The 18235-nt window shown below is 45.5% G+C and carries 20 protein-coding genes; all 20 read right to left on the bottom strand.

Annotated elements, in window-relative coordinates; translation table 11 throughout:
• Positions 1-13: 13 nt before the first annotated feature.
• The 20 genes from AC5EUN_RS16005 to AC5EUN_RS16100 all read right to left on the bottom strand — a co-directional run bounded on the left by AC5EUN_RS16005 (position 14) and on the right by AC5EUN_RS16100 (position 18143).
• Positions 14-1234 carry a beta-ketoacyl-ACP synthase gene (locus AC5EUN_RS16005; RefSeq protein WP_159153434.1) on the bottom strand — a complete coding sequence of 407 codons (1221 nt, stop codon included), beginning with the start codon at positions 1232-1234 and terminating at the stop codon, positions 14-16.
• A complete protein-coding gene (locus AC5EUN_RS16010; RefSeq protein ID WP_159153435.1) occupies positions 1234-1959 on the bottom strand; it encodes a 3-ketoacyl-ACP reductase FabG2 in 726 nt (241 codons plus the stop codon). Before AC5EUN_RS16010 ends, AC5EUN_RS16005 begins: the two co-directional genes overlap by 1 nt.
• Positions 1956-2393: a hotdog family protein gene (locus tag AC5EUN_RS16015; protein WP_159153436.1), complete on the bottom strand. Its 438-nt coding sequence runs from the start codon at positions 2391-2393 to the stop codon at positions 1956-1958. Before AC5EUN_RS16015 ends, AC5EUN_RS16010 begins: the two co-directional genes overlap by 4 nt.
• Positions 2390-3586, bottom strand: a complete 1197-nt coding sequence (locus AC5EUN_RS16020; RefSeq protein ID WP_159153437.1) for a beta-ketoacyl-[acyl-carrier-protein] synthase family protein — start codon at positions 3584-3586, stop codon at positions 2390-2392. The genes AC5EUN_RS16015 and AC5EUN_RS16020 overlap by 4 nt, the downstream gene beginning before the upstream one ends.
• The gene (locus AC5EUN_RS16025) at positions 3579-4136 is read right to left on the bottom strand and encodes a DUF3261 domain-containing protein (RefSeq protein ID WP_159153438.1); all 558 of its coding nucleotides are present in this window, start codon (positions 4134-4136) and stop codon (positions 3579-3581) included. The genes AC5EUN_RS16020 and AC5EUN_RS16025 overlap by 8 nt, the downstream gene beginning before the upstream one ends.
• Positions 4126-5427 (bottom strand): NAD(P)/FAD-dependent oxidoreductase, encoded by a 1302-nt coding sequence (locus AC5EUN_RS16030; RefSeq protein WP_159153439.1) that lies wholly within the window; start codon positions 5425-5427, stop codon positions 4126-4128. The genes AC5EUN_RS16025 and AC5EUN_RS16030 overlap by 11 nt, the downstream gene beginning before the upstream one ends.
• A gap of 18 nt (positions 5428-5445) precedes the next feature.
• Entirely contained in the window at positions 5446-7770 is a 2325-nt protein-coding gene (locus AC5EUN_RS16035; RefSeq protein ID WP_159153440.1) for an MMPL family transporter, read from the bottom strand.
• Positions 7745-8344 carry a LolA family protein gene (locus AC5EUN_RS16040; protein WP_252716352.1) on the bottom strand — a complete coding sequence of 200 codons (600 nt, stop codon included), beginning with the start codon at positions 8342-8344 and terminating at the stop codon, positions 7745-7747. The genes AC5EUN_RS16035 and AC5EUN_RS16040 overlap by 26 nt, the downstream gene beginning before the upstream one ends.
• Positions 8345-8393: 49 nt before the next feature.
• On the bottom strand, positions 8394-8813 hold the full coding sequence (locus tag AC5EUN_RS16045) for an acyl-CoA thioesterase (RefSeq protein WP_131321894.1): 420 nt from the start codon (positions 8811-8813) through the stop codon (positions 8394-8396).
• A gap of 9 nt (positions 8814-8822) precedes the next feature.
• Positions 8823-10355: an HAL/PAL/TAL family ammonia-lyase gene (locus AC5EUN_RS16050; protein ID WP_159153442.1), complete on the bottom strand. Its 1533-nt coding sequence runs from the start codon at positions 10353-10355 to the stop codon at positions 8823-8825.
• Positions 10356-10360: 5 nt separating this feature from the next.
• The gene (locus tag AC5EUN_RS16055) at positions 10361-11275 is read right to left on the bottom strand and encodes a lysophospholipid acyltransferase family protein (protein ID WP_159153443.1); all 915 of its coding nucleotides are present in this window, start codon (positions 11273-11275) and stop codon (positions 10361-10363) included.
• A 17-nt stretch (positions 11276-11292) separates the two neighbouring features.
• Entirely contained in the window at positions 11293-12027 is a 735-nt protein-coding gene (locus tag AC5EUN_RS16060; RefSeq protein ID WP_159153444.1) for a glycosyltransferase family 2 protein, read from the bottom strand.
• Between the two features lie 13 nt (positions 12028-12040).
• Complete coding sequence (locus AC5EUN_RS16065) at positions 12041-13702, bottom strand: ApeI family dehydratase (protein WP_159153445.1); 1662 nt, start codon at positions 13700-13702, stop codon at positions 12041-12043.
• Between the two features lie 77 nt (positions 13703-13779).
• Complete coding sequence (locus tag AC5EUN_RS16070; RefSeq protein ID WP_159153446.1) at positions 13780-14334, bottom strand: COG4648 family protein; 555 nt, start codon at positions 14332-14334, stop codon at positions 13780-13782.
• A complete protein-coding gene (locus tag AC5EUN_RS16075; protein WP_004684310.1) occupies positions 14331-14579 on the bottom strand; it encodes an acyl carrier protein in 249 nt (82 codons plus the stop codon). Before AC5EUN_RS16075 ends, AC5EUN_RS16070 begins: the two co-directional genes overlap by 4 nt.
• Before the next feature lie 9 nt (positions 14580-14588).
• Positions 14589-14849 carry a phosphopantetheine-binding protein gene (locus tag AC5EUN_RS16080; RefSeq protein WP_005012584.1) on the bottom strand — a complete coding sequence of 87 codons (261 nt, stop codon included), beginning with the start codon at positions 14847-14849 and terminating at the stop codon, positions 14589-14591.
• The gene (locus tag AC5EUN_RS16085) at positions 14833-15645 is read right to left on the bottom strand and encodes a lysophospholipid acyltransferase family protein (RefSeq protein WP_159153447.1); all 813 of its coding nucleotides are present in this window, start codon (positions 15643-15645) and stop codon (positions 14833-14835) included. Before AC5EUN_RS16085 ends, AC5EUN_RS16080 begins: the two co-directional genes overlap by 17 nt.
• A complete protein-coding gene (locus AC5EUN_RS16090) occupies positions 15639-16259 on the bottom strand; it encodes a beta-ketoacyl synthase chain length factor (protein ID WP_159153473.1) in 621 nt (206 codons plus the stop codon). The genes AC5EUN_RS16085 and AC5EUN_RS16090 overlap by 7 nt, the downstream gene beginning before the upstream one ends.
• Before the next feature lie 144 nt (positions 16260-16403).
• Positions 16404-17321 (bottom strand): LysR family transcriptional regulator, encoded by a 918-nt coding sequence (locus AC5EUN_RS16095; RefSeq protein WP_004684302.1) that lies wholly within the window; start codon positions 17319-17321, stop codon positions 16404-16406.
• A 699-nt stretch (positions 17322-18020) separates the two neighbouring features.
• The gene (locus AC5EUN_RS16100; protein ID WP_004684300.1) at positions 18021-18143 is read right to left on the bottom strand and encodes a hypothetical protein; all 123 of its coding nucleotides are present in this window, start codon (positions 18141-18143) and stop codon (positions 18021-18023) included.
• Between the last annotated feature and the right edge of the window lie 92 nt (positions 18144-18235).

The following is an 18235-nucleotide window of genomic DNA, read 5'->3' on the forward strand; positions in this document are numbered from 1 at the left end:
TACCCTTATTTTATTAGACACGTTTAAAAATCAAGGAGGTATTAATCCCCCCAAAAGCAAAATTGTTGCTCATCATAATTTGCGTTTCTGCTGAACGCATGTCTGAAACAATATAATCCAGATCGCCACAAGCACTATCAATCTGATCTAAATTCAGCGTAGGCACCAACTGATTACGTCGCATCATTTCGATACTCAACCATGCCTCAATAGCGCCGCACGCCCCGAGCGTATGCCCAAAATAACTTTTTAATGAGCTGATCGGCTTTTTACCCAAGATGCGCGCGGTGGCTTGTGATTCGGCAATATCCCCCTGATCGGTCGAGGTGCCATGTGCATTGACATAATCAATATCCGCAGCAGCAAGCTGTGCATCTTTCAGTGCCAACTGCATACAACGGCCCATCATTTCAGAATCAGGTCGAGTCACATGCTGACCATCGGTATTGCTGCCATAACCGACAATCTCAGCATAAATGGTCGCGCCACGCGTTAGTGCATGTTCATATTCTTCTAAAATCAAACAGCCTGCGCCTTCACCCACCACCAAACCATCCCGACCTGCATCAAACGGGCGTGGCGTTGTCTCTGGATGGTCATTTTTCACACTAGTCGCCAACAGGACATCAAACACGGCTGAACCCGCTGCACTGAGCTCTTCTGCTCCGCCTGCGATCATTACGGTTTGTTTACCATATTTGATCGCTTCATAAGCTTGACCAATAGCCATAGAACCTGAAGTACAGGCACTTGAGGTCGGCAGCGTTAAACCTTTTAGGCCGAAATACACGGTCATATTGACTGCACTGGTATGCGACATCATACGAATGTAGGTCGTGGCATTGAGTTGGCTCATATTGTGCTCAATCAGCATGGCGCCAAACTCACGTACGGCATCGACACTACCTGCAGAGGAACCAAAAGCCACGCCTGCATCGCCACTTTTTAAGATATCCGCATGTAGTAAACCTGCATCTTCCAATGCTTTTTCAGCACATACAGCAGACATTAAAGCAACACGCCCCATGCCACGGGTCACCTTACGGTTAAAGTGCTTCGGTACAGTAAATGACTCTACTGGACCAGCCAATTTACTGCGTAAATCAGGATAAATTTCCCAGTCAGGCATATAGCGAATACCGCTTTTCCCTTGTGCAAACTGCTCAAAAATTTGCTCTGCGGTTTCCCCCAAAGAGGTAATCCCAGACATGCCTGTCACAACAACACGTTTCATTAGATCAAGCCTCCATTGACTGAAATTACTTGGCGGGTGATATAACTGGCATCATCACTGCATAAAAACTTCACCGCTTTGGCGACTTCTTCCACCTGCCCCATGCGTTGCATCGGGATCATTTTCAAGGCGTGTTCTTTCACTTCTTCGGTGACCATTTCTGTTTCAATCAAGCCCGGAGCCACACAATTCACCGTGATTTTGCGTTTGGCCAATTCCAGTGCCAATGCTTTGGTCGCACCAATCAAGCCTGCTTTGGCAGCACTATAGTTCACCTGACCACGATTACCCATGATTCCAGACACTGAAGACAAGGTCACAATACGTCCGCCCTTTTTCAAGCGAATCATCGGCATCATCAAGGGTTTCAGCACATTATAAAAACCGTTCAGAGAGGTCGAGACCACGTCATCCCAGTCTTCATCAGTCAGTGCGGGGAAAGCACCATCACGGGTTAATCCTGCATTCAACACAGCGCCGTAATAAGCACCATGCTGTGCTATATCTTGCTCTAAAATAGCGGCAATATTTTCACGCTCATTCACATCGAACATCAGTACATGGCTGGCCTGTCCAAGCGCTTGAATTTCCTGAGTCACCGCTTCGGCCTCAGACTGTCTTGAACGAGCATGGACCGTGACATCAAAGCCTGCCTTTGCCAACTCCAAAGCAATCGCTTTACCTATTCCACGACTCGAACCCGTGACTAAAACTCTTCTGTTCACACTAATTTTCCAATGATTTCATTCATATTTTCAGGCTCAAATACGCTCAACATGGCGCTGAACCGATGTTCTTGATATTCAATTTCACAATTAAACTGCCCCAGACCTTCGTGCAGATAACTTTGTTCTACTCGAATACGTACGGTTGTGCCCAAACTAAAATAAGCACAAGGCAACTGCATTTTACGCGTTCCCAATAAAAAGCCAATTTTCGGTGGCAAGCCCTGAGTTTGTCCTTTATAACCGGCATAGGCACTAATGGTCTGCGCCATCAACTCAATGCTGCTCCATGTGGGCAAGCCTTCTGGCTCACAAAACATCAAATCAGGTGTGATGTGAAGTTCTGCAATAGCAAATTCATCATTGGCTTCAATCAAATGGCTCACGAAAACCATTGGTTTTTCATGTGGAATAAACTGTACTGCATCCATCATGGCAAAGCCGTCCCGAAAATTAAACTGATATTGCTGCCACCGAAAGCAAAAGAATTACTCATCGCATAGCGAATCGGTGTATTCAAATGCGGTGTAAGCACATAATTTTGCTTAGCCAAAGTTTCATCCAATTCACCTGCATGATGCAGCGGCAACCAGGATTGATCTAATAAAACCTGCTGGCAAATAAAGGCTTCGATTGCACCCGCTGCCCCTAGACAATGTCCCGTTTTATGTTTGGTGCTGCTCAAGGCCACAGCTGCATCTGAGAAAACGGTCTGTACCGCCTTAATTTCCATCGCATCATTTTGCGGTGTAGAAGTTCCATGTAAGTTCAAATATCCAATATCGCTTGCTTGCAGCTGTGCAGCGTCTAAAGCTTTTTGCATCGCCTCCGCAGCCCCTTTCCCTTCTGGATGTGGTGCTGAAATATGCCATGCATCCATTGACTCGCCGCTCGACAGTAACATCACAGGGGCAGGCGCTTTAGAGAGTAAAAACAGTCCTGCGGCTTCACCAATATTGATACCGTCACGGTTGGCACCACAGGGCTGACAAATTCCGCTCGATAAGCTTTCTAAACTATCAAAACCATTTAAGGTCAGCTTGCAGAGGGTATCGACTCCACCCACTAAGACAGCATCGGCCAAATCGGCATTGAGCAGACGTTGCCCCGCCGCCAGCGCTTTAGCTGCCGAGGAACAAGCGGTAGAAATGGTATAGGCAGGCCCTTCCCAGCCCAAATACTGTTGTAAGGCTTTCGCTAAACTGCCCATTTCTTGCTTTTGGTGCTGTACAAACTGCGGTACAGACTGTTGAAACTGGACTTTTAAAACAGGCTCATTATCCGCGATGCCTGAGGTTGACGTGCCGATAATCACAGCAAGACGTTGTTTAGCAAACTGTGCTGTATAAGCATGAATTTCAGTTTCAATGTGCGCCAAAGCCGTCAGGGCAAAGCGTAGATTCCGTGAATCTGCACCACTCAAGCTTTCAGGCACTGCTTGAAGCAAGGCTTGATCCGATGCACCGACCCATACTGTACGCCCCGCGATCAGATCCTCTCGTTGGGATAAGGTATTTTTGGTGTTGGTTAAGGCATGTTGAAGCTCAGCAGTATTGTGTCCCAAAGCCGACAGCGCCGCACTGAACTGAATACCAACGGCTGAAACATGCTGTAGATTTTTAGTCATGATGGTCACCTTGATCATCTTCCAACGTATTGCTCACCGCGCTGATCACCATCTGATAAGGCACTTGCAGATTATCTAGCTCAATTGCCCCCTCATTTTGCTGAATTTTCAACACGGGCTGCTGCTGCATATAAATGGTATCGTCTTTCTGTACGACAGCATTTTGAGCAGCATGTAATGCAGCAAAATTTGGATAAGTTGCATACAGAATATCGCGCACCACATAATCAAAAGGCAACCGTTTCATTGGATCAATCCGCTGTTCAACGTCTACCTTTTGGCCATCAAAACTGAGCTTAAACAACTGCTGCCCTGTAAGGCTGAGCGCCAGCATGTCAAGCGACTGTCCCCGCTGCTGCTGGTACAGTAAAAAGCTGAAACTCTGGTTTTTCCACTGCACTTCGATTTGATCTTGGCGCTGGTAATTCTGCGCAGCCCACTCTGGGGTCACGAGTCCTTGCGCTTTAGGGATCCAACTTTGACAGGCACTACAGAGCAGAGCACTGGCTAAAACCCAACTGACGGTCTTTAAACGCAGCTTAAGTTTCATCAGTCAGCGGCTCTTTCTGTTGTTGTGCTTCTCGGCAATATTCTGCCAAAGTACTCAAGCGTTGCTTGGCATTACGATGAATCGGGTTGCTCGCATCCCACGCATAACCTGCCAGTAAAGATGCAATCATGCGGCGGATTTTCTCATCTTGATTCTTTGAAAACACCACATCCTGAAACTCACCCGAATACCATGATTCGACATAGGCACGGAACACTTGAATACCTTTACGCAACGGCTTTTCATATTGCTCCATCCAGTCGATCGCCTGACCTTGCAGCACTTGTTCGACCAATGGCACCGCTAGACTGGACGATTTTAAGGCAATGGTGACCCCTGAAGAAAAGACAGGATCGAGGAACTCACCAGCATTGCCCAGCAGTGCATAGTTTTCAGATGCCAAGTGTTTCACATCGGCAGAGTAGCCCACCAAAGTACGCACAGGCGTGTCATGTTTGGCGTGACGTAGCACATGCGACAAACTGGCATCATCCGCCAAAATACGTTTCTGCAAGGCTTCTAAGTCATAGTCCGCACTGCCGTCATAACCATATTTTTCAAAGAAATCTTGCTCCGCCACAATACCAAATGAAGAGCGTCCATCAGCAAAGGGAATCAGCCAATACCATGCACGATGGTCTTTTTCATGTACGGTAATTAAAATTTTCTCACGGTCAAACTCAGGCTCATTCAATAGGCCGTCTTCAATATGGGTAAAGACTGCACGGCGCACAGGAAAGTCCGATGGACTTTCTAAGTCGAGAAACTTTGGCAAAATGCGCCCAAAACCGCTGGCATCCAATAAAAATTCACCCTGAATTTGATAGCTGTCACCTTGCGCATCTTTGACCGTCAAAATCGGCTGTGTGGTTGCGACATCGACCGCCAAAACTTCATGGCCAAAACGGATATCCGCGCCCATTTTTTCGGCTTGCTGTGCCAAAAGCTGGTCAAAGTTGGCACGTCGTACCTGCCATGTAGTGCCTGGGCCTTCACTAAATTTTTGGGTAAAGTCATAAAAACTACGCTGTGTGCCTCTTAAAAAAGCTGCGCCATTTTTAAACTGAAAGGCATATTCATCAGCATGGGTACGCACTGTCTCCAACAAACCCGCTTCTTCTAAAAACACCATACACTGTGGCAATAAAGACTCACCGATGGAAAAACGCGGAAAAAATTGCTTTTCGATGACCGTGACTTGGTAACCTTTTTGGCGCAGCAAAGCTGCGGCCGAGCTACCTGATGGCCCCGCCCCAATAATTAAAACATCTGTCTGTTGCATGGTGCTCATTGCACTGTACCCTTTGACTCAGCTCTTTGGCTGATATTGTTGAACCACCACATGTTTTGCATCGGAGGATGTAAAAAGTGTGGCATAAATAAATGAAAAAATAACGCCCAACAACACCGTTAAGCCAAAACTGTGAATGGCATAGGTATGACTAAAAGACAGCAAACCAAAACTAAAAAACGTCGACATCATGCACAGGAACAAAGCCATACCCACCACCTGCGGGTGATCATATCCGTGGCGGTAGAAAATCGCATAATCCACCCCAATCCCAATAATCAGGAAGGTGCCCATAATGCTGAATAAATTAATCTCGACACCGAGCCAGGCTTGAATCGCAAACGTGGTCATTAGAGCCATACTGACAGGCAACACCAAAGGCAGAATTGATTTTTTGCCATAAAGTGCGCCTAAGCCAACAGCTAACATCAGCAAAGCGCTGAGTAATAGCCACTGTGCCTGCACACGATGCTGTTTGAATAACTCAGATAATTGATGAACGGGACGTAACAGTTGTACATCCGCATCTTCAAGCTGCTGTATGGCTTTAACATCATGCACATTTTGCAGCATCACCAAACGCTGTGTCGGGCTCATCTGCAAAAAATGCAGGGGATGATCTTTAAAGACTGCTTCGGTCAGCAACGGTTGGTCTTTTAAATGCGCTTGCCAGTTTAAAACATCGCTGGTATTGAGCTGTAACGCCTGTGCATATTCCACTAAAGCGGGCTGAGGAATCGCCTGCAACATCGCGATATTGTGTTTTTGCTGCTCAAGCGAGGGAACCCACTGCCCTAAAGCCTGCACAGCATCTAACTTGCCAGCCTGCTGCAAGGGCGTAAGCTCTGCCAACAGTTGCTGTTCATGCTGTTCTAACTCTGCTAGGGTTCTGCCCTGTACCACAAAATATTCGCTGCTTTGCTGTTGCATAAAACGCGAACGAATATATTGATCTTCCTGCTTTAAGGTAGCATCCATACTTTGCAAATTGCGGATGTCATCATTGCTTTTCAGGAGGACGAGGCTGCTGCCTGTCAGCAGTAGAATTAGTGCAATCATGCCATAACGCAGTGTATTTCGACTCTGCACATAACTGCGTGCTTTGCCAATAAAGCCCAAAGCACGTATCGCAGGTTCCGCATTCAGCGCAGGCAAACGTGGTAGCAGTAAAATACTGGTCACCCATGCAGCACTCAATCCAACCATGGAAAAGACTGCAATTTGTTTAAAGCCCGGGAATGGGGTAAAACTCAGCACCACATAGGCCAACAGCGTGGTCATTAGCCCCACAAATAAACTCGGCAATAATGGCTTTAGAACAGCAAATCCATCCACCTGTCGGTGCTGAGATTGCATGGCCATAAAGTAAAATGAAAAATCGACACAGACCCCAATCAGACTGGCGCCAAAGACCAATGTCATCAGATGAATTTCGCCGAAAATCCAATAGGTCACCGCAAAGGCCACCAAGCTGCCTGTGCCGACCGCGACCATTTCCGTCAGCATCGGTCGTATCGAACGGAAGCCAAACCAGACTAGAAGCAAAATCCCGATGGTCGAACCCACGCCAATGGTGGAAATTTCCTCTTTGGCAGAGTTAGTGCCGAACTGTGCAAACAGCAGCGTACCTGTCCAGTGCGGTTTAACTTGCAACTGTTTGAGCTGCTGATTGATATTTTGGATAAACGCAGCGGTCTGCTCTTGGTAGGCAATATTATAAGGGCTGTTATTAAGCTGAAGTACCATCAGGCGTGAGATGCCTTGCGTATCACGAATCGTGGCAAAGCCCTGCTCTAAATTGATATCAGCATTGCTATGTAAAGCGCTTAAACCCACTGCATAACGCGGGAACAGCAGCAAGGGATCTTGCTTGAGCATTTCAGCCGTGATCGGCATGCCGGGACTCATCAGTTGCAATAAGCCCTGCTCTGTCAGTGCGGCATCATCCTGCTCCTGCACCATCTGTTGATCAGTCTTGGATAATAACCCCGCCTTGTGTTGATACAGCGCTTGGGCAAATTGATCAGGATGAAGCTGCGGACGGACAGGTAAAAATAGCTGACTTTGGTCGGCTTGGGTTTTGAGTGCTTGCGTTGCCTGTTCTAATTGCTGATCCGTTTTGGCATCCAACACCACAAAAACTTTGTCATTTAACTGCTGACTCACGTATTGCTGTGCTTGTTCCAGATGCGCATCTTGATGTGCCTCAGGCAGCAAAGCAAAAATATTAGTCTCAATCTTAATGCCTTTATTCAGCCAAGCCACGCCCAGTGCCAAAGCAATGACACACAGCACCAACAGCCACAGGGCGCTAAATTTATTTTGCCAATTGGAAAAGCGCATTTTCCGCAGCCGTTAAAGTTTGAGGTTGAGCCGTTTGCTGGCTAAAACGAATGATGGTGCGGTTATTGGCTTGTTCCAAAATCGTGATACGGTCCACATAACGCTGGCCTTGCGCATCAACTTGGACAAAAAGCTTTTTAAATAGACTGCTTTTCGGCGTCAAGCTGACAATCCACTGCGTCGGGCTGTAGTTGGCAGATACCACATTAAAGTTTTTAGCGAGCGCCGCTTCATTGCCCGACATCAACTGTAAAAACATCGTCGCGACTGAGCCATAGGGCGTCTTATCGACTTCAATTTGACTGGACGTACGCTGTGTCTTTTGTACCAGCTTACGTGGTGTCACCACCAAATCGGCTTTGACTGGACTTTGAATCTGCCACAGCACGCCTTGGTTTTTGCTGAACAGCACCGTGCCTTTGGACACATAGGTTTTATTCAAAGAGGCCAGTTTTTTCTGCTGCTCAAATTGGGCACGCACCACAGGCGTTGCACCGAGTTGAGCAAACACCTGCTTCAATTCAGTATTTTGTGCATTCGCTGCGGGAGCAAGCAAAGTCATCGCACTTGCCATACACGCAACGGAAATCGTCTTAGAAAATTTGTATCGAATCATACTTGCATTACTCCGCCTTAAACTCAGGCCATGCATTTAAACAGTCCAACAACACCTGTGGTGACTGGAAGCACATTTCACGTTTTTCAATGTGTACCGCCACTTGCGAAGTAAAGCCCTTGGTCAACTTTCTGCCTGAAACCGCATCGAAAATAAGATATTCAATTTTCAAACGATTTTCCCATTCTTTCAAAACAGCACGCACACGAATTTTTTGCTCAAACTCAATGCCTTGCACATAACGTACATAGCTTTCAATCACAGGCCATGCATAACCCGAGTCGCGCATTTGGTTATAGTTATAGTGAAATTGATCCAGCAGTTTGCATCGTGCAATTTCAAAATATTTTAAATAATGCCCGTGCCATACCACATGCATGGTATCGACATCATGAAATGGCACTTCAATAATTACATCTGCATGCATAATAATTTCCTATGCGGATTCAACAGCAACACGATTTAACAGCTCTAAACTCTCAAAACGATTAACCAAGATCTGGAGTTCCTGTTGCAAAGGACGATCTTCCTCCACATAAGTGAAACTCTGAAGTACCCAATGTTGAAATGCGGTTAAAACAGGACTGAGTTCTGTATCTACGCCTTTGAGTTTAACAGCCTGAACCGCTGCACAGCTGAGTGCCGCAATCACTTGTTCGGTCAGGGTAATCACACGGCTGGCATCACGCGCAGCAATAGTGCCCATGCTAACTTTGTCTTGATTATGACATTCGGTTGAACGTGAGAAAATCGATGCAGCGAGTGTTTGTTTCAAGGCTTCTGCCGTCCATGCCGAAACCCCGATTTGCACCGCTTTAAAGCCATGATTCAGCGGCAAGCGCTCAGCACTTGAACCGGTTAAATTACGCGGTAAACCATTGTTCATTTTATAGTCCACCAACTGTGCCAACTGACGATCCATCAAGTCAGCAATATTCGCGATCATAATTTTCAGGCTGTCCATGGCTTGGGCAATATGTCCGCCATAGAAATGTCCACCATGCAGTACCCGCAGGTTCACCGGGTCAATCAATGGATTATCATTGCTTGAGTTCAGCTCATTTTCAATAAACTGACGCAGCCACAGTTTAGAGTCTTCAAACACCCCAATCACATGCGGTGCACAGCGCAGTGAATAACGGTCTTGCAGGCGTGAACTTTGGTGTTCGGTTTGTACTTCACTATTCAACCAGTCACGTAACTGAGCTGCAATATGTTGCTGTCCTGGATGTGGTTTTTGCGCAAACAGCACTTCATCAAAATGGCTTGGATTCCCTTCTAAAGCCAAAACATTTAGTGCTGTAATCAAAGTACTGGCAAAAGAAATCTGTTCGGCTTTTTTATAATTCAGGCAGGCAATCGCGGTCATGACCGCTGTACCATTCATCAGCGCCAAGCCTTCTTTAGGACGCATCACCAAAGGCTGCACACCCTTTTCGGCATACACTTGTGCAATCGGCACGATCTGACCTTGATAGTACACATCACGTTCACCGACCAAGGCCCCAGCGATATAAGACAAAGGCGTCAAATCCCCACTGGCACCCACCGAACCTTCCGAGGGAATCACAGGAATCACATCTTCATTCAGCATCCAGACCAAACGCTGTAACAAGGCATGGGAGACACCCGAATAGCCACGCGCTAAAGAACATAAACGCACCACCACAACAGCACGTGCGGTAATTAAGTCTAAGTTTTGTCCCATGCCGCAGCCATGAAAACGCGACAAATGCAGCGGCAGCTCATGCACTTGGTGGGTTGGAATTTCAACCAAACACGAGTCGCCATAACCCGTGGTCACACCATAAATAACGCCTTCGTCTTGCAACAGCTGATCGAGGAAATCTGCACCGCGTTGAATCAATGCCGTCCATTCAGCAGAGGTAGGCAATGCCACCTGTTTTTCTTTACGCGCTACAGCCACAACATTTTCAATACTGAGCGGAGTTTCCCCAACAATTAACACAAGACTTATCCTTTATTCCAAAAATTATAAAAATTAAACCATTGATAGGGCGCGCGTATGCAATGCTGTTCCAACAGTTCCACATACTGTCGTGTGGTCTGTTGCATGGCCTGTAAACGCTCTTTACGTGGCCAATTTAACTGCTCCGCTACTTGGTGAATATGCACTTCAAAATGTGTATTAACTCGATAGCAAAACACCGCCAGCACAGGAGCTTTTAATAAACTGGCCAAAATCCATGCACCCTGAGGCCACAGCGCTTGCTCACCTAGAAAAGCAACCGATTGTACCCGATCCGACTGCACGGGTACGCGGTCTGCTGCCACAATCACCCATTCACCCTGATCCAATTTATCCTGCAAAATCAGTGCTGTTTCGATTCCTAGCTCATCCACCGAAACCAAATTAACATCGGCATGTTCATTCAGTTTTTTTAAAAATTCATTGAATTTGGTGGCATGTTTTTGATAGACCAACACATTAATTTTCTGCGGATGCTCTGCTTTGATGGCGCGAAGCAATTCAATATTGCCAAAATGCGACACCACAATTACCGCACCTTTTTGATAGTGCGAACGAAAGTGCGCATGACCATGCAGCTTTAAGTTTTGCTCAGGAATATGCCCGAGCCAGCCTTCAATTTTATCTAAAATACATTCGCCAAATTGCATTAAATGCGTATAGCTGTGCCACAGCTGTGGCTCAGCCTGAAACGGCGACTGCGCACCTGCAAAATGATGCAGTTTTTTTAAGTACAACAGTGAAGCCTGACGCGCGGTATTGGAAAAGAGCCAGTACCATAAAATCACAAAGTATAAGATGACGCGGCACAGCCAGCGCCCACCCAAACGGTAGAAACCCAGCATCAGCATCAGCGGCAACATCCCGCCCCGCTCTTTCACGGCGCTCCATTTCTGCATATGCTTCTCTGACCGCCTTAGCCTTTGACTTTCTGATAAATCAGTTTGGGGAACCGCAGCAGCATGCCACCCAATAAGCGGCTATGCGCGCGCGCCATGCCCAAATTGTCACGCCAAACATCAAAATGTGAAATGCCGCCTTCAGGGTAAATCACATGCGTGGGCAGATTGATAAACGGCACATTGTCCCATTTCAAACGCACTAAAATTTCCGAGTCAAAGCCCATCCGCGGTTGAAACTTGGCTGTATTTAAAATGTTCACCGTCTGCGCCAGAGGATAAACGCGAAAGCCACACATGCTGTCTTTAATGTCAAAAGATAGGCTGTTAATCCACACCCAAATATGTGTTGCATAACGGCCATAGAGACGTTTTTTCGGAACAGTCGCATCAAAGATTGGCTGGCCAATAATCATGGCTTCAGGATGCTGGATAGAGGTGTCTAAAAAGCGTTGTACGTCCTGCCAGTCATGTTGACCATCGGCATCCAGTTGCAAAGCATGGCTATAACCACATTCAAAGGCATGTTTAAGACCCGTGATCACTGCCTGTCCTTTGCCCTGATTATGGGTATGTTCAACCAAATCGACCATTCGATAATCCTGCGCGAGCTGATGTAATACCGCCGTACAATCGGCATCACTGCCATCATTCACCATAATGATAGGCAACTCAAAAGCGCTTAAATGTGACAATAACGCGTCCAAATAATGCGGATGGTTATACACAGGAATCACAAAGCAGTGTTTCATTTTGTCTCTCGGCTTAAACGTCTGAAGGGACAGCAAACAGCAAACGTCCTGATGCCAATATTTTGTCATGATTTTTCAGCTCAAAACTGACCTTATGCGCTTTACGGCTAAGCACCAGTTCCACCGTTTGATAGGGTTGAATCAGTCCTTGAAATTTTAACTGCTCAAAACCATTGCACCACAGTAAATCCGCCCAGTTATGTTTGGCAAAATGTTGAATAAATCCTATTTGCCCTACGCCCGGATAAATCGGGAAGTTCGGAAAATGTCCTTTAAAGCATTCCAATTCAGGAATAAATTCCAAAGCATAACTGATCTGCGTATCCTGAGATTGCTGCATCAAAACCACAGGCAAGCTCATCGGTTGAAACAGCGATTTTAAATACTGTTGATTCAGCTTAGATTGTGCATTTTGTGGCATTTGCGTTAAGAACCGCCACTGTCGCGGAATCGCAATACTTTCCAGTTTTTGTTGTAATTGTTTTTTCAGCTCTGCGGTAAAGGAAGCTTTGCCCTTTTCAATGAGTAGCGCCCGAGCATCTTCTGTCAGCACAGCCACCACCGCCAAAATCTGACGCTGTTCTTTTTCGTGAATTAGGACATGACATTGTTGTATTTCGACCAATTCAGCGATTTTCGCTTCAATCGCATCGAGACTTAAACGCTTTTCTTCAAGTTTAACAATGCGGTCCAAACGTCCCAATAACTGAAACGGACTTTTGGAATTCTGTGCATCCACGACCTGCACTTTATCCCCAGTTAAAATCCAATCCGCGCTAAAGGCATGGTTGGTTTTAACGGCTAACTCTTGCTGCTTGGCGCACTGAATTTCGACATTGGCAAAGGGTGTCCATAGCGCATCATCTGCCTGACGGTGGGCGATCCCGCCTGTTTCAGAACTGCCAAACACTTCAGTAATCGGACGGTTCAGCAAAGGACGCACGCCAGCATCCAACTTTCCACCAGAGGAATAGACCATCTGACAGTCTTGCAATACCACATCTGTAGTCCAGCGCTTCAACAAAGCGGGGCTGGAAATCAGATAATTGGGCAGCTGCACATGGGCAATTTTCTTTTGAAGATCGACCACATCTTCAGGAAAAGCCAGTTGTTTTTGATAGAAACTGCGCCCACTGGCTAAGGGCCACAACAACTTAAACAACAAACCATAAATATGTTGATGGCTCACCGTAGCAATCGCGACCGCCTGCTCAGGCAAGTCAAAACTGGCCTCTAAACCGCAGACTTCATTGAAAAGCTGTTGCAAGGTGCGCGGAATCTTTTTCGGCTGCCCAGTTGAACCCGAAGTATAAAAATACAGCTGGGCCTGATTGAAAAAGGCAGCATCAAATTGAAGCTCGAAGGTTGACGCTACTGTCGATGGCAAACGTTTTAAAAAATAAATCTGCTGCCCAGCCAATTCTTTTTCTAAGTCGCTGACCCGATGCGGTGGCAACAACACTTGCTTACCTGCTTGCAAGGCCGCAAACAACAATACTAAAAACTCATAACTGTCTTCTTGCCAAAGCGCCCATACAGGCTGTTCCAACGGCTGAATTTGCGCAGCCTGTTCAGCCACATCCAACCAAAAAGTGTGAAAGGAAACGAAACTTGAGTCCGCCTGAATACACAGGGGACGCAATGAATGGAGATGGTGTTGAAAATGACAAGACATAAAATTTGTTTTTAAAACCGTATTTCTAATCGCTATAGTTCGAGGTCGCTGTTTCAGCTGCCCTGACGGAAACGCTGTTATTTCTGTGCCTGATGCAATCGCTGCTGGCGTTTGCGCAAGATGAACTCACCCAGTAACAGTCCACCCATCAAGACATAAGAGATCAAGCCGTTATACATCACCCAAATCTTCATCGGTGCAAAGAAAACAGTAATCAGGGCAATGACCGCATTGATGCAGAAAAACCCACACCAAACTTTGGTCACTTGACGGGTCCATTCTACCCCTTCTTCGGGCAAATTAGGCTCTGCCAAACGTGCAAAACGTTCAATCATTGAAGGCGGTCTAATCAAAGTGCTGGCAAAAATAAATAGCGCCCCGAGACTCATAAAGACAGGATAGAGTTTAAGCCACGCATGATCTTTTAAAATCAAACTCAGCCCGCCACATAAAATGGCAAAACCTGTCAATGGCCACAGCAGGGCATTGCCCTTACTCAATAAGCGTAAAATGCCCAGTGCAATCAATACCACACTGACCCAGACATACTGTCCATGCGCTAAAGCATAAGCCACAAAAAAAGGATAGAGGATCAATCCGACCCCTGCTATCCCTTTTAAAATGTTGTTCATGCAGCCGACATATTCTGAATCACGAGCACCACATCTTGAACGGTACGCACGTTTTTAAAGTCTTCAGGATTAACTTGTTTACCTGTCAGCTCTTTAATTTTTACAACCAAATCAATGGCATCAATACTGTCGACATCGAGGTCTGAAGCTAGGTTTGATTCTAACTGCACATCTTCAGGTGCAATTTCAAACAGCTCTTCCATCCACTCACGTAATTTTTCTAACACGGTTTCTTGTGCAAGCATAGCAACCTCTTATGCTGTTTTCTGTGCTTCAACCAAAGCCACTAAACTTTGAATTGATTTAAAATGTTCTTTGGTCTCTGCAGATTCTGCATTCAAATGAATGCCATAACGTTTTTTTAATGCTAAACCTAACTCTAAAGCATCGATCGAGTCCAAACCCAGACCATCACCAAACAAAGGTGCGTCTGTATCAATGTCTTCAATACGGATATCTTCAAGGGCGAGGACATCAATAATCATTTGCTTTAATTCGTCAGCAAGATTGCTCATTTAGGGATAACTCTTGGTTAAAAAACCACTGTAATTGTTGATTTAATTGACGCACATTTTTTGGATTGACCGTTACATCATCCAATACGTCTTCCACTCGGATCGCATCCAACACCTTCACATGAATATGAAACGGCTGTTCAGGAATGTGATACCACTTTTCATTTTTGGTCAGGGTCGATGGCGTACAGCTAATCAGCACAGGACGAATTGGTACGCCTGCACGTAAGGCAATATTGGCCGCACCGCGCTGAAACTCGTTCAACTGCTCACCTTTTGCTGTTCTTGTTCCCTCAGGAAAGATCAACAAGGACGCGGCATGATCCTGCTGCAATTTGTGTACACAGTCCTGAATAAATTGTTCAGAACCCGCATTTAAAATATAGCCCGCACTTTGCACAGGACCTTTGGTAAATGGATTTGACCACAGTGCCTGCTTAACGACACAGTTTGCTTGCTCCATTAAACCAATTAAAACCACCACGTCAATCAGTGTCGGATGATTGGCAATCACCAACTCCTGTTGACTGTTTTTTAATTTCTCTAAACCTTCAACCGTGTAAGTCATAATGCCCAGTTTCACCATCATTTCGGTGAAACCTTTAAAACTGTGTTTAATCACCTTTTGAGTGCGCTGTTTTCGGACATCCAGATCAGATGAACTCAGCTTAACTAGCGGCGCAACCAAACCACCAATCGCCACGCCGCCTAAGCCAAAGCTGGCAAAGCTAAATCCTGTCGCTCCAACCCGCCATGCATAGTTAGCTTTTTGCTTGATTCGATTTAATTTCAGCATTTCGTCCACGCTTCAGATTCAGTTTGCTCAGGATTAGTCCAAAACGTGTTAAATGCTAAAGCTTGCTGATAGGCTGGCGTTGCATTCGTATGCTTTGGCGTCAATATCAAATTTGCAGGCGCTAATGAAATCATCGCTGCCATCGCAAAAGCAGAAAATGGCTGATGCTCGATATAAATGTCCGGCAAGGCTTCATCATAATACACCAGCAAAACCTGACGAGCTTCTGGCCTTGTTTTTAACCATGCATAGGCTTCAATCAACCCATCATTCCACGAACCCGCCAAACTGGTCGCAGGTGTCGCATCCTGACATAAAATAGAATATAAGCCTGAAATTGCATTATGTACCGACGTTGAAAATTGAGTCGGTGAAGGGGTTTGCTCGCGTAACACATCTGCTAAAATATTCAGTGTTTTTGCTTCATCGCCATATTGCGACACCCACACAATATAATCGACTTTGTGGGTATCTAAAGTCTGCATTGCGCTATTCAAAGCCAGCTTTGCCAGACGCGATAAGCGCCGGCGTTGCATCGCAGGAATGTACTCTATAGCTGATAATTCTTGATCAACCAAGCTCATATTCAAGCGGGATACGTGGAGTTGCATCATCATGATCAGTGTTTAAAAGTTGACAAATTATCAGGCGCGCAATTATAGCACTGAGCCACATTTTTCACAAAAAATAACAAGCGCTGATAGGTTCAAAAAAGGAGGATGCAGCAACACTGATCCCCCTCCTTAAAACAAGAGCAACTAGATATAATATTGCGTTCTTTTCTTGGCAAATTTATCCAGTTGTTTTAAAAAGCCTTCGAAATAATCCTTCTCTTTTTCCTCAGTACGATAGCCTGCATAAAGAGTACGACGCAAACCTTCAGGCGCTACGCAGTCCAAACGACGCGAAGTCACCCAACCCTTTTGTTCATATTCGTTCACCACCCAATCGGGTAATGCCCCAATACCACGCCCACTTGCCACCAGTTGAATCAACATTTGGGTGAGGTCGGTGGTGCGGATCTGTTTCGGCAGGATATTGGCCGGAATAAACAGACGCGACATAATATCTAAACGGTGCTTATCCACTGGATAGGTCACCAAGGTTTCTTCTGCAAGTTCTTGCACGGTAATGTCTTTGGCACGAACCAAAGGATGGGTATTGGATAAGACCAAACGTGACTCGTACTCAAAAATCGGAAAATACTCCACCCCTTTTAACGCAATCGGGTCGGCTGTAATCAATAAATCAAACTCACCCGTCTGCAATAACTCATGCGGGTTCGCCTCAAAGCCTGAAGCAAAGTCCAAATCAACATCAGGATATTGCTGACGATATTGATTTAATAACGGCATTAACCAATCGAAACAGCTATGACACTCTGAGGAAAAAGTAATACGTCCAGTTTGACCATGCACAATACGGGTGATGTCGCTTTGTGCAATTTGCACCTGCGGCAACACTTCATCAGCCAGTTTTAACAAACGCTGTCCCACATTAGAAAAGCTAACGGGACGGCTACGACGGTTCACCACTTCAACCCCAAACCACTGGTCTAACTCACGCAACTGGTGCGACAAAGCTGAAGGCGTTAAGCATAGGTCTCCCGCAGCAGCCACCAATGAGCCATGCTCTCTTAAAGCGGTTAAGGTTTTTAAATGGCGGAGTTCTAACATCTGGCGCGGCCCAATTTTTTAATCTTGATGAATACGGTATAGCTTAACCTATAAAAGTGAGATTCACTTATTTTTTTTCACCTTAATATATTTTTAATTAGTTTATTTCATTTTAATATCTATGATCTGCAACAAAAACACTCGCCCCATTTACAGAGAATGAAAAAATTTAAGCATTCAAATTCACAATCTTCATGATCCGTACATGTGCGCCAATCGAGAAGTAAGGCTTTCTTTTATAACTGTGGATGACTTTTAAGCCCATCTCTTAATCATGCCTAGGTTGAAGCGTGATTCCTTCAGTTTTTTGAGAGGTACAACGACCGAATCCAGCCCACCAACTGTCCTATTTAACTCGTGGCTATGCATCGAACTCTTGTGATATCTCTACTTTGATACAACGAAATCATGTGAGAGCAAGCAGCATGCTCTTGTACCTGAGTTAAATTCAGCTCAAATATTGAGAACTGATGATTCTGATCTTCTATCCAAATTGAGCAGGCTAAAGCGCTGAAAAAGCATACAGTGCTGACAGCAGAACTTCTCACCACCCTAGTCTTCAGGCTTTTTTATGTTCCACGTGAAGCATTATGTAAATATCGAATCAAAGTCGCTTGTCTCTCAAACTGGTGCGATACAAAACAGAACATGTAAAAACAAAAAAGCTTCCGACTAGGAAGCTTTTTTTAGATCTTAGATTTAACCATCAATCGTGAGCTTTAAAATCTCAGCTTTGGTATAACCCCGTTCTTTTAAAAGATGTTGAATGGCTTTTTTCTCATCTTGATCTTCAAGGAATTTACAGCGTTGGATCAAACGCATATCGGTCTCATACTGAAAGTTATGACGACACTCCAATTCCTTATTGGAAGGCGTAGTAAAAAAATGAAGCACAGCTAGATACTCTCTTTCTT

The sequence above is a fragment of the Acinetobacter sp. CAU_H_S170_2 genome, from assembly GCF_058890445.1.